Origin of the sequence: Ktedonobacter racemifer DSM 44963, assembly GCF_000178855.1 — a bacterium.
GTDB classification, from domain to species: Bacteria; Chloroflexota; Ktedonobacteria; order Ktedonobacterales; family Ktedonobacteraceae; genus Ktedonobacter; species Ktedonobacter racemifer.
Window position 1 is genome coordinate 2,321,562 of the sequence record NZ_ADVG01000003.1, and the last position, 12,346, is coordinate 2,333,907.

At 51.4% G+C, this 12,346-nt stretch carries 16 protein-coding genes; 5 read left to right on the top strand and 11 right to left on the bottom strand.

Annotation, left to right across the window (positions count from 1 at the left end; all coding sequences use genetic code 11):
• Nucleotides 1-111: 111 nt before the first annotated feature.
• A complete protein-coding gene (locus tag KRAC_RS39215; RefSeq protein WP_007916985.1) occupies nt 112-753 on the top strand; it encodes a TetR family transcriptional regulator in 642 nt (213 codons plus the stop codon).
• A gap of 151 nt (nt 754-904) precedes the next feature.
• Here the strand turns inward: KRAC_RS39215 and KRAC_RS39220 are convergent, their stop codons facing one another.
• From KRAC_RS39220 to KRAC_RS39230, 3 genes are all read right to left on the bottom strand, one after another.
• On the bottom strand, nt 905-1,243 hold the full coding sequence (locus KRAC_RS39220) for a universal stress protein (RefSeq protein ID WP_338010144.1): 339 nt from the start codon (nt 1,241-1,243) through the stop codon (nt 905-907).
• A 382-nt stretch (nt 1,244-1,625) separates the two neighbouring features.
• Entirely contained in the window at nt 1,626-3,386 is a 1,761-nt protein-coding gene (locus KRAC_RS76840; RefSeq protein ID WP_007916990.1) for a serine/threonine-protein kinase, read from the bottom strand.
• Nucleotides 3,387-3,745: 359 nt separating this feature from the next.
• Nucleotides 3,746-4,111 carry a protein kinase domain-containing protein gene (locus KRAC_RS39230; RefSeq protein ID WP_007916993.1) on the bottom strand — a complete coding sequence of 122 codons (366 nt, stop codon included), beginning with the start codon at nt 4,109-4,111 and terminating at the stop codon, nt 3,746-3,748.
• Nucleotides 4,112-4,506: 395 nt separating this feature from the next.
• On the opposite strand from KRAC_RS39230, the gene KRAC_RS39235 reads away from it, so the two are divergent.
• Nucleotides 4,507-4,779 (top strand): hypothetical protein, encoded by a 273-nt coding sequence (locus KRAC_RS39235; RefSeq protein WP_007916995.1) that lies wholly within the window; start codon nt 4,507-4,509, stop codon nt 4,777-4,779.
• Nucleotides 4,780-4,973: 194 nt separating this feature from the next.
• Here KRAC_RS39235 and KRAC_RS80015 read toward each other — a convergent pair whose 3' ends face one another.
• The 4 genes from KRAC_RS80015 to KRAC_RS39255 form a co-directional block, all read right to left on the bottom strand.
• On the bottom strand, nt 4,974-5,339 hold the full coding sequence (locus KRAC_RS80015; RefSeq protein WP_083815062.1) for an aminoglycoside phosphotransferase/kinase family protein: 366 nt from the start codon (nt 5,337-5,339) through the stop codon (nt 4,974-4,976).
• Complete coding sequence (locus KRAC_RS39245) at nt 5,228-6,013, bottom strand: phosphotransferase enzyme family protein (protein ID WP_169460992.1); 786 nt, start codon at nt 6,011-6,013, stop codon at nt 5,228-5,230. The genes KRAC_RS80015 and KRAC_RS39245 overlap by 112 nt, the downstream gene beginning before the upstream one ends.
• Nucleotides 6,014-6,682: 669 nt before the next feature.
• Nucleotides 6,683-7,483 (bottom strand): hypothetical protein, encoded by an 801-nt coding sequence (locus KRAC_RS39250; protein ID WP_007916999.1) that lies wholly within the window; start codon nt 7,481-7,483, stop codon nt 6,683-6,685.
• Nucleotides 7,484-7,544: 61 nt separating this feature from the next.
• A complete protein-coding gene (locus KRAC_RS39255; RefSeq protein WP_052568938.1) occupies nt 7,545-8,270 on the bottom strand; it encodes an IS66 family transposase in 726 nt (241 codons plus the stop codon).
• A gap of 62 nt (nt 8,271-8,332) precedes the next feature.
• Between KRAC_RS39255 and KRAC_RS39260 the strand changes: the two genes are divergently transcribed.
• The 3 genes from KRAC_RS39260 (at nt 8,333) to KRAC_RS39270 (ending at nt 10,609) form a co-directional block, all read left to right on the top strand.
• Nucleotides 8,333-8,728: a hypothetical protein gene (locus KRAC_RS39260; RefSeq protein WP_157507577.1), complete on the top strand. Its 396-nt coding sequence runs from the start codon at nt 8,333-8,335 to the stop codon at nt 8,726-8,728.
• Nucleotides 8,729-8,897: 169 nt separating this feature from the next.
• On the top strand, nt 8,898-9,404 hold the full coding sequence (locus KRAC_RS39265) for a nitroreductase family protein (protein ID WP_007917001.1): 507 nt from the start codon (nt 8,898-8,900) through the stop codon (nt 9,402-9,404).
• 707 nt (nt 9,405-10,111) lie between these two features.
• Nucleotides 10,112-10,609: a DinB family protein gene (locus KRAC_RS39270; protein ID WP_007917004.1), complete on the top strand. Its 498-nt coding sequence runs from the start codon at nt 10,112-10,114 to the stop codon at nt 10,607-10,609.
• Between the two features lie 205 nt (nt 10,610-10,814).
• Here KRAC_RS39270 and KRAC_RS73995 read toward each other — a convergent pair whose 3' ends face one another.
• The 4 genes from KRAC_RS73995 to KRAC_RS69555 form a co-directional block, all read right to left on the bottom strand.
• Entirely contained in the window at nt 10,815-11,069 is a 255-nt protein-coding gene (locus tag KRAC_RS73995) for a hypothetical protein (RefSeq protein WP_007917007.1), read from the bottom strand.
• A 215-nt stretch (nt 11,070-11,284) separates the two neighbouring features.
• Nucleotides 11,285-11,503, bottom strand: coding sequence for a transposase (locus tag KRAC_RS74860; protein ID WP_211221393.1), 219 nt, complete (start codon nt 11,501-11,503; stop codon nt 11,285-11,287).
• A gap of 40 nt (nt 11,504-11,543) precedes the next feature.
• Nucleotides 11,544-11,777, bottom strand: a complete 234-nt coding sequence (locus KRAC_RS72215; RefSeq protein ID WP_157507583.1) for a transposase — start codon at nt 11,775-11,777, stop codon at nt 11,544-11,546.
• Between the two features lie 161 nt (nt 11,778-11,938).
• Complete coding sequence (locus KRAC_RS69555) at nt 11,939-12,148, bottom strand: transposase (protein ID WP_169460993.1); 210 nt, start codon at nt 12,146-12,148, stop codon at nt 11,939-11,941.
• Nucleotides 12,149-12,346: the final 198 nt, after the last annotated feature.

A 12,346-nucleotide genomic window follows, 5' to 3' on the forward strand; every position in this document is an offset into this window, starting at 1 on the left:
TATATTTTTGCGGTAACTTAAATTTTTAAGTTACACTAATTGTAAACGGAGTGCAGAAAGAAAGTCAACCCCAATCTTGCAGTCCATTGCAAAAAGAGCTACAATGCGCCTATGACACAGACACCAGGACGACGTGAACGAAAAAAGCAGCAAACGCGAGAGAAGATTGCCAGAGTAGCGATGGAGCTCTTTATTGAGCGTGGCTTTGAGCAGGTGACAGTGACGGAAGTGGCTGAAGCGGCTGATGTGTCGGTAAATACCGTCTATAATTATTTTCCGACTAAAGAGGACCTCTTTTTTGGACTCAATCAACCTATGGAGACTTCCCTGGCAGGAATCGTTCGTCAGCGCGAGAAAGGAGAACCATTGCTCACCTTTCTGCGTCATTTGCTGCTCGGCAGTCTCGAACCTATGAAAGCGATGCCGCCTCCAGAGCAGGATTCTACGCGGCAGCAGGTCTTCCGGGTGATTCGGGAAAGCCCTACCCTGCAAGCTCGGGGCCGACAAATGACTGAGTCTGTTGAAGAGGATCTAGCCCATGCTTTTGCGGAAGATATGGGTACGCAATTAGATGATATCGTACCCCGCCTCGTTGCGCAGATGATCCTGACCCTGTACGCGAGGATCTTTGCGGAATACCAGAGGCGACGATTGAAAGGCGAATCTTCCGAGGAGATCCATGCTGGTCTCTCAGCTATGGTTATGGCTGGTCTCGCTCTATTGGAGCATGGAATCGATGCTTCCAGGGGATAAATAAGAGGTAGGGCTAGGATCACTGATTCAGCCCGTTTTATTTCTGCTAATGCTCCTCAAAACTAGGAAATTCGATTTCTGCTAACGTTTTTGAGTCAATTGGTGACCTTTAAAATGAAACGATACGCTCTCTTTCAAGATAAAAATACATTTAGTGTTCTACAAGCTCATATGGCTGTCCTGGGAAGCAATCCTTGCCAGAGGCCATAATGATGTTGTGGTACGCTGGTATAACGCCCGAGAGCGCATTTTCATTCGAGGTCGGATGCATCAGGACCACGGGTTTCGGCATCTCGTGGATCACCTGCGTTGCGACGCTGGCTTCTGGGCAGCGTTGCACTCGTTCGCGTCTATGACTTGCCATGGCAATCAGCAGCACATTCGGCTGGCGGGAAGCGTAGGAAACAATGTTTGTTGCCGGGTCGCCATCCAGCATCACCACTTGCGCCTCAACGCCGTGTTCCCGGATATATCCAGCAATGTTGTTCAGGTAAGTGCGTGTCGATGCCTGCTTTTCGTCATACCAGGCCCTGCGTTAAGGAAGACGCCTTGGAGCCGCAAAGTGGATAAGTGCGGCACAGTTTTCGCCTCAACTGGAGTGATCATCTCTCTTATCGGCGTAGTTTTCCATTTCCATGTCGAGTTATCGGCAGATCTGGCACTGTTATCCCGCCAAAAACTGTGCCGATAATCCAACTGGACCGAGAAGAGAGCCATTTTTCAGGCTCATCTGCAAAACTGTGCTGCAGTATCCACTTTGCGGCTACGAAGCTGCTATCCTCACTCAGAGCCTACAAGAAGAGGCGTACCAATCACACGTCTTACCAGAGCAGCGATCTTGGGTTCGCCTGGATGGAGGTCTTCCTCACCCTCTACACCATCTGCCACACCTGCACTGTCTTGTCAAAAGAGCCGGATGCTATCCGCTTCTTATCCGGCGACCACGCTACTGCAGCCACCCAGTTAGAGTGCCCTTGGTAGGTAAAAGCAAGGCTTCCATCGCTCGCGTTCCACACCTGCACTGTTTTGTCCCGAGAGCCAGATGCGATCCACTTCCCATCTGGCGACCACGCTACTGCATTCACCCAGCTAGAGTGTCCCTTGTAGGTAAAGACATGGCTCCCATTGCTCGCGTTCCACACTTGTACTGTTTTGTCAGTAGAGCAGGATGCGGTCCGCTTCCCATCCGGCGACCATGCTACTGCATTCACCTTGTTAGAGTGTCCCTTGTAGGTAAAGACATGGCTCCCATCGCTCGCGTTCCACACTTGTACCGTTTTGTCAGCAGAGCCGGATGCGATCCGCTTCCCATCCGGGGACCACGCTACTGTATATACCCAGTCAGAGTGTCCCTTGTAGGTGAAGACATGGCTCCCATCGTTCGTATTCCACACCTGCACTGTATTGTCAGCAGAGCCGGATGCGATCCGCTTCCCATCCGGCGACCATGCTACTGACGCCACATAGTTAATGTGCCCTCGGTAGGTGAAGACATGGCTCCCATCGTTCGCATTCCACACCTGCACTGTATTGTAACCATAGCCAGATGCGGATGCGATCCACTTCCCATCCGGCGACCATGCTACTGACGCCACATAGTTAGTGTGCCCTTGGTAGGTGAAAACATGGCTCCCATCGCTCGCGTTCCACACCTGCACTGTTTTGTCCCGAGAGCCAGATGCGATCCACTTCCCATCTGGCGACCATGCCACTGCATCCACATAGTTAGAGTGTCCTCGGTAGGTAAAAAGCTGGCGGAAGGAAGATCCCACCAGTTGTTGTGATCGAGGGACCGGTCCTGTCGCTGTGAAAGGTGGGGGCAGAGTTGTACGTGTGGGCGGTGGGGGAGTCTCTAACCGTGAGGAGGACTCGAACGGTCGCGGGCGTTCGGTTGGCAGCAGATCCTGACTGGCCTGCTCCAGTGCTGTGGCGAAAGCGCTGACCGAGGCAAAACGCTCCTCTGGTTGTTTCGCCAGAGCGGTCAAGACCATGTGGTCGATATCGGGCGAGAGGAGGGGAACCTTTTCCCGTAAGGATGGTGGGGGAACCGTCAAATGCTGGCCCACCAGTTCTGGAAATGATCCATGAAAGGGGCGATCTCCACTCAGCCACTCATAGACGACGATCCCTAACGCATACTGGTCACTGGCTGCACGCGGCTTCCCCTGGATCTGTTCCGGGGCCGAATAGGCCATCGTTCCCGCCATCTCCTTCGTGCTCTGGTAGCGCGAACTCTGCGCAATCAAGGCGATGCCAAAATCACTCAGGAGAATGGTACCATGCTCATCCAGCAGCATATTTTCCGGCTTGATATCCCGGTGAATGACGTTGCGATCATGAGCAGTAGGGTAAGAGGCCGGGTCCTGATGTTCAGGAGCACCAACCCCTCCCCTCCGAACGCAGCATGCACCTTTCGATGCACTACGCTCTCCAGAGGCCAGTGTCTTTTCAACACGACTCCCACAGCGGTCTTTTGACACATCCATGTCAACCGCCACTTTTGAGTCTGGCCTCCTGCGACCCTTTGTCAGATAAAATCCGACTCGTATGGTCGCTCCGTCACCTTGCGCTTTACAGCGTTTAGGCGATCCCTCAGTTCCTCCAAATGTCTCAGTCTGTACGTAGGTGCCCATTTCGTCACTTCCTGCTCCTTGCAGGCTGGCTCCAACGAGAGCTTGCAGGGGAAGTAGTACCGTTCCCCTGCACGTTGAACACAGGCGATAGTCCCTTCTCCTGTGGGCTGGCATTTTTCCGCCATGACTTGGATTCAGCCAATCAAGACTTCACCTTATACAGCTTCGCTTGACTTCCCTCTGGCTCCTGGGACTGGAGCTTCACCAGCATTTTACACGACATGCTACTTTCCCTTCAGTCCTTTCGGTTGAAGGTATCTCCGTCCACTTACGTGGGCGAATAAGTCGCTGTGTTACTCACCTTGCTCTAGTGAGCTTACCCCGACGGGTAAGAGAGACATTTGTGGCACAAAGGCGCACTACTGCAATGCCTCTGTCACCTGCTTCACATAGCTGACCACCGTCTTCACGGGCAACAGGGTTCCTCGGGGATGACGAGTGCGCAGCATGCCATGGTGGGCATAATCCATTACCAGATAAGGAGTCCGTCCCTCGATACCAAAATCGAGGACACGGATAATATGGGGGTGCTTGAGGCTTGCCAGCAGGCGAGCCTCCTGCTGGAATTGCATCACGTCTTCCTGCCCCACTTGGGTGTGCAACACTTTGATCGCAACAGTCGTCCCCAGGAGGGTATGTTCTCCCAAATACACCTCCGCGAATCCACCCTCACCAAGCAAACGGGTGAGACGATAATTCCCCAGGTGTTGCCCAATTCGATCCATCCTAGATCTCCTACGCGTATTTTTTTAGAAAAGAAGAGCATGAGAGAGAGAGAGAGGGGTATCTATGCTTTTGTGAAGGAGTATAGCACAACGAGGCAGTAATTCGCAGGCAGATGGGACCAGCGGGGTGTCCGTCATTTTTTTGCAGAGAGGCTAGATGGCCCTTTAGGCCCGTCAGTGGAATGTACAAGGCGAAGATTATCGCCGCAGGGAGCGTTGGTGTCGCTTCCCAAAATCGCTTAGACCTATCGCACCTTTTCCGAAAACTGTGCCGCACGTATCTACTTTGCGGCTACATGGGTTCTTCCTTAACTAAGGGTGCAATCGCCTGTTTGAAAAAGCCCTGGTAGTGTTGTGTTTGTGCAAGAGCGCATGGTAATGGTAGGAGGTGTGCAATGGAACAAGAGAACAACGAAGATTTTAGCGCAATCGAGACAGCCTATCGACGGGGGTGGCAGCAAGGATTTAGGCACGCGAATACGCTCGTAACCTTTCTACAATCGAAAGGCTACGGGCTAAACCACATTCAAAAGCTGCTTACCACCTACAACGACATCCTGGTGACATCGTGGCGCTACGAAGGTAACTTGCAGAGGATGGAAGATCACCCAAACTTCGACGTTCAACAACTAGAAGAGATAATTAAATACCAACAGCGCGAAGAATAAAAGAAAGGCCCTGGAGGTCCAGGGCTCAAAGGGGGTAACTCTTTAACGGAAACTGGTAAAAGACGTGAAAAGTGGCTCTTCCCCACTTTAGGTGAAACAATGCCGCCGCTTGCCAAAAATCATTACGAGAAAGATTTTATACAATAAAGGCAAAATAATGCGATTGTATGCCGTTCATCGAACATGATACTCGCCTAAGCTCCTCTGTTTGCTCGATATGTGCTTTCCCATTCGCGCAGCCCCTGGAATTGTTGATCAAAGTATTCGTCATTCATCCAACCAATGCCCCAATCTGCTCCGTTGGCGGCATGTAATCCCATACTCCAGATGTCTGAGATTGGCTCAAAGAGGGGAATAGCGGCAAGATCAGCCTGGCTCACGGTGTATTTGCTTCTATATCCCTGTAGAAAAGCGTTCCATATCTTGGGTTTCTTGTTTAAGGCAGTTGCTAATGCATGAATGTGTGAGAGATCATAGGCCAGCCAACCGGGTCTACAGCAATCAAAATCAAAGAACGGGATCGCATGCTTATCAGTGATATGTGCATTGGCGCTGATGATATCTCCATGACAGACCCCCTGCTCAGCCCCTGCTCAATGAGAGGCATCAGGTATTCGCGAAGCGTCTTCGCAAGAGACACCAGATATTCCCAATCCTGAGGGCGATGTGCCAGAAGAGAAGAGAGAGCCTCAAACTGATGATCTAGCAGATAATCCAGATCCAGGCAGATGCGCTCATATGAACTGGCAAAGTCGGCAGCTCCTAGATGAATATTCGCAATCACCTGGCCAAGCAACTGACTATGTGTGAACATGGCCTCGCCATAAAACGGCTTGCCTGGGGCATAGGTAAAGATCACCAGGTATCTGATCCCTTCAGGAGCACATACGCTGCCCAGCAACGCTCCATCTTTCCTCGCCAGGGGAAAGGAGACGCCGATCCCTTTGTTTGCAAGATGCAGCAACAAATCTAACTCGTAATGAATTTCTGAAAGAGATCGCCAGTGCGCACGATAGACGCGCAGGATATATCGCTCGTGCTCTGTACGTAGCAAGTAGGTATCGTTCAGTTTTGATTTTAAAAGTGAGCAGGCCACAAAAGGTTCAAATGGGTACTGTGTTGAGACTTCTGCAAGGAGTGCCTCAGATGAGAGGATCGAATGGGTGGCAGGGAAGATGGGTTGAGAATGTTCAATGGCATTGTGCAGGAATGCTTGAGATTCCAGTTTCTCCATAAAAACGTATGTTACCTTTCCTGATAAAAACTCTCCAATCATTGTAACAGCTTCTTTCCAGAGAACGAGAGCCTGGCTCCGTCATAATGAGACCTCACCATAGGCTGTATCGAAATCTTACTCATCAGTGTTAAATGGGCCTTACTTGCAGCTGTGATGTTGCTATAGGATGCGATGAAGATGGGTTGGAGCGAGATGTGTGCTTATCACCTGAATTGTGTAAGAGCCGAAAAGTGGTTCTTACACAATTGGGGGTTTTTGCATATCCCACCGAAACGAGTACACCGTTTCGGTGGGATATGCAAAAACCCCCAATATAATAACCAGCTAACTGTTACACCAAAACCCGTCCACAAGTTCCTCTGACGCATCTGTATGTTAACGTAAGAATCTGGCAACCAGTTACTAACAAAGTGGGCCACTGGGCTCACTCTTGACAAGTCACTGCCGAGTGAAAGATGCTTCCAGTTCCAACGGAGTCGCGCCACACGATTCCCGAACCCTCCGACACTAGCTCACGTGAGTAGTGGCTTGCCACCTGCTCTGGCCGTCAGGTGGGCAGACTCACTCTCTGGATGCAAGTGGGATTCAGCTCTTGGGGAAGTGCTTTCCCAGATCGTAGAGCGCCAGCCCCGTCTTTGCCACCACGACCTGAGTCAGCGCCTGCATCTATGCACGATGCTCCTCGAAGGGCAGGAGCGGTTCCTCCAGAGGACGCCTGGTCTTCTTGCTCTGGACCCAGACCCAAGAAACCACATCGCGCTCGCTCGCCAGCTCATAGATCATCACCTGCCCCCCTTTGCGTGATCCTCGTGCCGGATAGCAGGCAAAAAACCGTGCTTCCTGCCAGCGTACCCAATGGGCTGATACCTCGCTCCTCAAAAAAGTTTTCGGCCAGGACGAACTGATTCCTTCCTCTGTGACCTCGATTACGCGGCGGGCGCGCCAGCATATTGCAGCCAGCAGTGCCAACACCCCACCCGTGAAGACCGTGACCCCAAACACGCCCCACCAGAAGGTAGCACTCGCGGGCCCGGTAGAAACGATGAGCAACCCATCAGGAAGCAAGAGGATGAGAAGTCCTGTCCACACGGTCCACCACCTTGAGGGGCGCAAACGGATCGTCACGGGCAAGACCAACGCTTGAGCATCAGGCAGTGGTTGCCTCTCAGCTTGCCACTGGTGTGCTCCTTGCGCGGCTGTCCCACGGCGCTGCTCGAACTGTTTCCAGGAGCGTTCCAGCACGAGGTAGCAAGCAGAAAAACTCAGCAGCAGAGATGCACCGAGAAAAAAAGGCCAAGGCACTCTCGGCCAGTCGATCGGCAGCACAATCAGGCCGAGGAGCAGCCAGAGGCCCGCAAACAGCAGCGTGCTGATGTGGGCCTCACGGAGTCTGCGAACAATCGGCAGAGGCGCAATGAGGTGTGATGCTGGCTCAGAGCCAGCGAGCCAGCGAGCGAACAGGGCCATACGAGAGATCCTCACTTTCCGGACGATTCTTGTCCTCTTGAGTGTAAATTTGGGTAACTATTCAGGTTAGCGAGAAGGAGGGAAAGAGAGGAGAACCGACGAGAACCGTTTCAAGAGCAGAGAGCAGGTGGTGGCCTTGTTTGCGCATGGTCGAGGCATAGCTGCGCAGGCGGCAAAAGGCATCAGCCCCCTGGACGGAACGAAAACAGCCAGAGATTTTTTGTTGGACCTTGAGCATCCGCAGGTCCCGCTCGGCCAGATTGTTATCAAAAGGCACACGAAAATCACGCACGAAGGCCAGCACGGCATCGGCATGGATGCGAAGCCGATCTAAGAGATTGCGTGCTGGGTGTTGCTTGGGTTTGCCTCGTTTGCCTGATCGAGAGAGAGGTGGGGCCGGAACCGACTGATAGCCCTGCTCAAGAATCTGCTGATAGTGGTCAAGCAGGACCGCTTGCATGGGCTCAGGAAAGGCGTTCCATCCTCGGGTTTTGGCTTGAGAGACCAGCTCACGCATCAACAGCAGCAGCACCTTCATCTCACTCGCCCAGAGCTGATGCTCTTCTTCGGCGAAGAAGGTCAGTTCTCGCAGATGATGCACATTGCAAAGGGCATGGCCCTTGCCGTACGCCCAGTAGCTGCTCCATCCATCATGTACGCTCACCCCTTGCAAGCGCGAAGCGATGCCAATCGCCTCCAGGGCTTCTCGCCCCCGCTTGGGGTGATGGGCGTAATGGGTGAGCTGAGGCGTCGAGACCACATGAACCCAGTGGCGTTTGCCTTGCACGTAGAGGGTATTGTCAACTTAATTACAATTGTAGAGCTTATAGAAGAGAAACAGACCTCAAAGTGGGGATTGTGCCCTGTTTCTTGCCCTTGTTTATTCGAGAATTCTGGCTGATATGGCATCGAAGTGGTGAAAGCTCATCAACAAAAAAATTTAAGTTGACAATACCGGCAAACAGAATGATTGGTGGAAAGGCGCCTTCAACCTATCTAGCCGATATTCAAAATCATAAGCAGGTAGGCTTAAGTGATGAAAAAATGGATGATACGCTTAAAAGTCACTGTATTGCCCCCGATGCTCTGCGTTCTGATGATTACATGTTGTTTATAGAACGGCGCAGAGAAAAGCTCATTCAAATTGTCGAGCGAGCTATGGGCAAAATGGTTGAACGTGAGAGCCGCGATTTCAATTTAGATGCGCTGGAAGTTGATTCTCAGTTGCTGGAGGATGCCATATAAATACCCTCTTGATTGCTCCAAGAACCAGGCAGGAGTGAAGAGTGAAGCCAAAACCAGCCCCCAGTTACTCCCCTGATAAACGGCATATTTGGGCGTCACTATGTGTTATTGGACAGTAGTGAATGAACCCCATCATTGCCTTACTGGGGCGAGAAAGAGAGAAAAACCGATGGACGTATTTGAAGCTATTCGCACTGTGCTTGCCGTGCGACACTACCAGGAGAAGCTCGTTCCTGAGGACGCGGTTCGGCAAATTGTTGAAGCGGGACACCTGACTGCCAGTAGTATGAACGGGCAGCCCTGGCACTTTATTGTGATTGAGGACCGGGAGACATTGGGTCAGCTTGCCACCCTCGCACGTTCTGGCCCCTATATCGCTCAGGCGCCTCTCGCGATTGTGGTAGGGATGGAGCAAAGCCCATTTGCCGTCTCCGATGCCAGCCGAGCAGTTCAATCTATGATCCTGACGGCGTGGGCGCGGGGCATTGGATCGAACTGGGTTGGCTTCAACAACCTCCAGGACGTGCGGCCTCTCCTGGGCATCCCCGAAAACATCGAGATCCTGGCGATTGTCCCCTTCGGCTATCCTGCGACCTCGCTTGGGAAAGGACTGAAGAAGCGCAAACCGCTGGGCGAGGTTGTTCATCGCGGCCGCTGGAACCAGCCTTTCGAATAGAAATACGTCATGTTGGCGATCGGTTTATGGTTGCACCAAGCAGTGGAAAAAAAGACTCCACTGGATCGCTATAGTGGTACCGTTTGTCTGGATAAGTTCAGGCAAAGATAAAGCAGAATGGCAAGAAAGCCTCAAGAGAGATAGTTGCCATATCTCTTATCCATGAAGAAAGGGCACCAGTTACCATACACTTCAAGGTTTGAACTGGTGAACGTGTGCATGAACGAAGGCAATACTTTGTTCCCCAGCTCTTTGAGGACCTGAATTTACCAAAATTTTGTATTCTATTATTTGTAGAATATTCGCTCAAAAAAAGCGCGGCATTGAAAAGCATCTGCCAATTTCTCCGTGTACTGTGCTCTTGTGAGACTGTACCCAGAGTGTAAATCACGGGATTATGATGGTGGAATCTGTATAATTACTCTGGTCGCATAACAAAGCAATATAATGGAAAAGATGCGCATCTTTTCGTTCTCCATCGGCAAATTCTGCTCCGTAGGCTGCTTCATGCTGGCTGCCTGCTTACCAGCGTAATTATACAGATTCCGCCATCATAATCCCGTGATTTACAGTACAGTATACCAGATAATTATGATGTATGGTGATATTTTGCATATTTACGAGCAATTTACAAATCAGGACGGTTCCTCACCGCTTTTTGTCAGATAATGAGGAAAAATAGTTACCAGCAACAGAGGAGATTGATCATGTCAGAACCATTTCAACCCGCCAATAAAGCTGAATTATTGACCCACATCCAGGCTGAGTACGATCGCTTCGAGGCTCTGCTGGCTTCTTTAAGCGAAGAACAGATGACAACCCCAGGAGTTAATGGAACCTGGTCTGTCAAGGATAATCTAGCTCATCTCACTGTCTGGCAAGATTACCAGACAACCCGACTCCAGGGAGTACTGAATGGAGTAGAGCCACCCGATCCTACATCTGGCCTTGAAGATGAAGATGCCCAAAACGAATATTACTATCAACAATTCAAAGACCGACCTCTGGCAGAGGTGCTCGCAAGTTTTCGCACATCCTATCAACGTGTTATGGCTGCTACAGAGTCTCTCAGTTGGGAGGCCCTAAATGCTCCCTTCCCCTGGTACAACAATGACGTGCCTGCGGGAGCCTATACCCTGGGCAACACTTCGGGACATTATGAAGAGCATGGTGGACTGATTCGGCAATGGTTGGAGAAGCAGTAGGCCTGTAAGGTGAATATGAAATGTGTTCAGACCAGAAGAGTCGTGAACACCAGATATGTGGCTGAAAGGACACCTTCTAATGTCTGGGATATTAGAAGGTGTCCTGAGTCTCAAAAAATTTTATTGTTTTTTCAAGCGTACTTCTATACCAATCCCACTCGCCACAATTTCGTATTCACTAAAAGCGCTGGCTGCTGCCAGACGCTCAAATTGCTCCTTTGTATAGGTGTAAATCCTGGGAGACCCCTTGCGAGGTAATATCAATAAACTCAAAACTTACATCATCCTCGTTCGCGAACATACAAAGCGCGAGATTGTCCTGAGGAGACAGAACCATATCAACTGGCCAGCCATCCAATGCAGGCATAACAGGATAACGTTGGAGAAGTTGTCGCTCGGGCCAGGAATAGATGGCAAATTCATCAGAAGCAGAACCTTCTTGCAACGCCGCTATCTGCATGTGTGATTTGCCAAAGAAGCAGAACCTTCTTGCAACGCCGCTATCTGCATGTGTGATTTGCCAAAGAAGCAGAACCTTCTTGCAACGCCGCTATCTGCATGTGTGATTTGCTAAACGTTTTAGCCGCCTCGGACACAATATGGTTCAAAAAAAACTTAGACATGATATGGGTCAATTTCATAAGTGGTCCAGACTAAGATAGTGTTTGAAAGCGGTCACAATGGGAAAGCTGGCACAAGCGTGGTGAGCATGCGGTAGCTGGCTGAGAGCTTGATAAACGCCTCACTGCTCTGTGGGAGCCCCTCGTGATCGCGGCAGAGCCGCCTCCAGCGCACGATCCAGGAGAAACTGCGCTCAATGACCCATCTTCTAGGTTGAGGTCGGAAGCCTGTGGGAAACAATGCGTCCCAGTCCACCTCCTCCCTTTCGGGCACGAGCAAGCCTCGTTTGGGGAGCGTGAGTGCATGGATGGTCTCAATCGTCCAGCCCAGCGTTTCTGCGCACCCAGGTCAGAAAGGTTCCGCCGTCATGACTCTCGCCCCAGATGAGTTGCAGACGGGGAAGCGCTTTCGTGAGTGGCTCGAGCAGGGCAATGCCGCCTTGGTGATCAGAGGTCTGGGCTCCCGTCACTGAGACTGCCAGCAGATTCCCTTGCGTATCGACCAGCGCGTGGCGCTTGCGACCCCACGTTATTTTTCCCCATATCATAGCCCTTCTCAGGTCCACGCACCGCGCTTGTTTTGATGGACTGACTGTCGATACTCGCCGCGCTTGGCTCAGGATCTCGACCTTGCCTGGTACGCATGCGCATGCGCAGGGCTTGCAGAATACGATCCCAGACTCCTTCCCGCTCCCAGCGACGAACGTTGTCAGAGACGGTCTGCCACGCGGGGAAACTCATGGGGCAGCATGCGCCAGGGGCACCCACTTCGCAAGACGTCTACCATTGCATTGACACCCTCGCGTCGCGAGACAAACGGCCTGCGGCTTTGCAGGGATGGTTGAGGGATCAGGGGTTCCAACAGTTCCCACTGCTCATCCGTCAGATCGGAGGGATAGGCTTTCCTCCCCAGTGTCATCTTCATATGCCTTCTACACTTTCTCTCTGGTTCTTCGACTCGTTACATCAACCCCTTTCTTCTTCCTATCGGCGAGATGACCACTTTCAAACACTATCTCAGTACTACAGCACCACTTAGCGAGGTATATATGTTACGAAGTGACTTCTTAGGCTCCTTCTTTGTAGAAGACTTGTAATGTGGCAGTGAGCCTGAGGA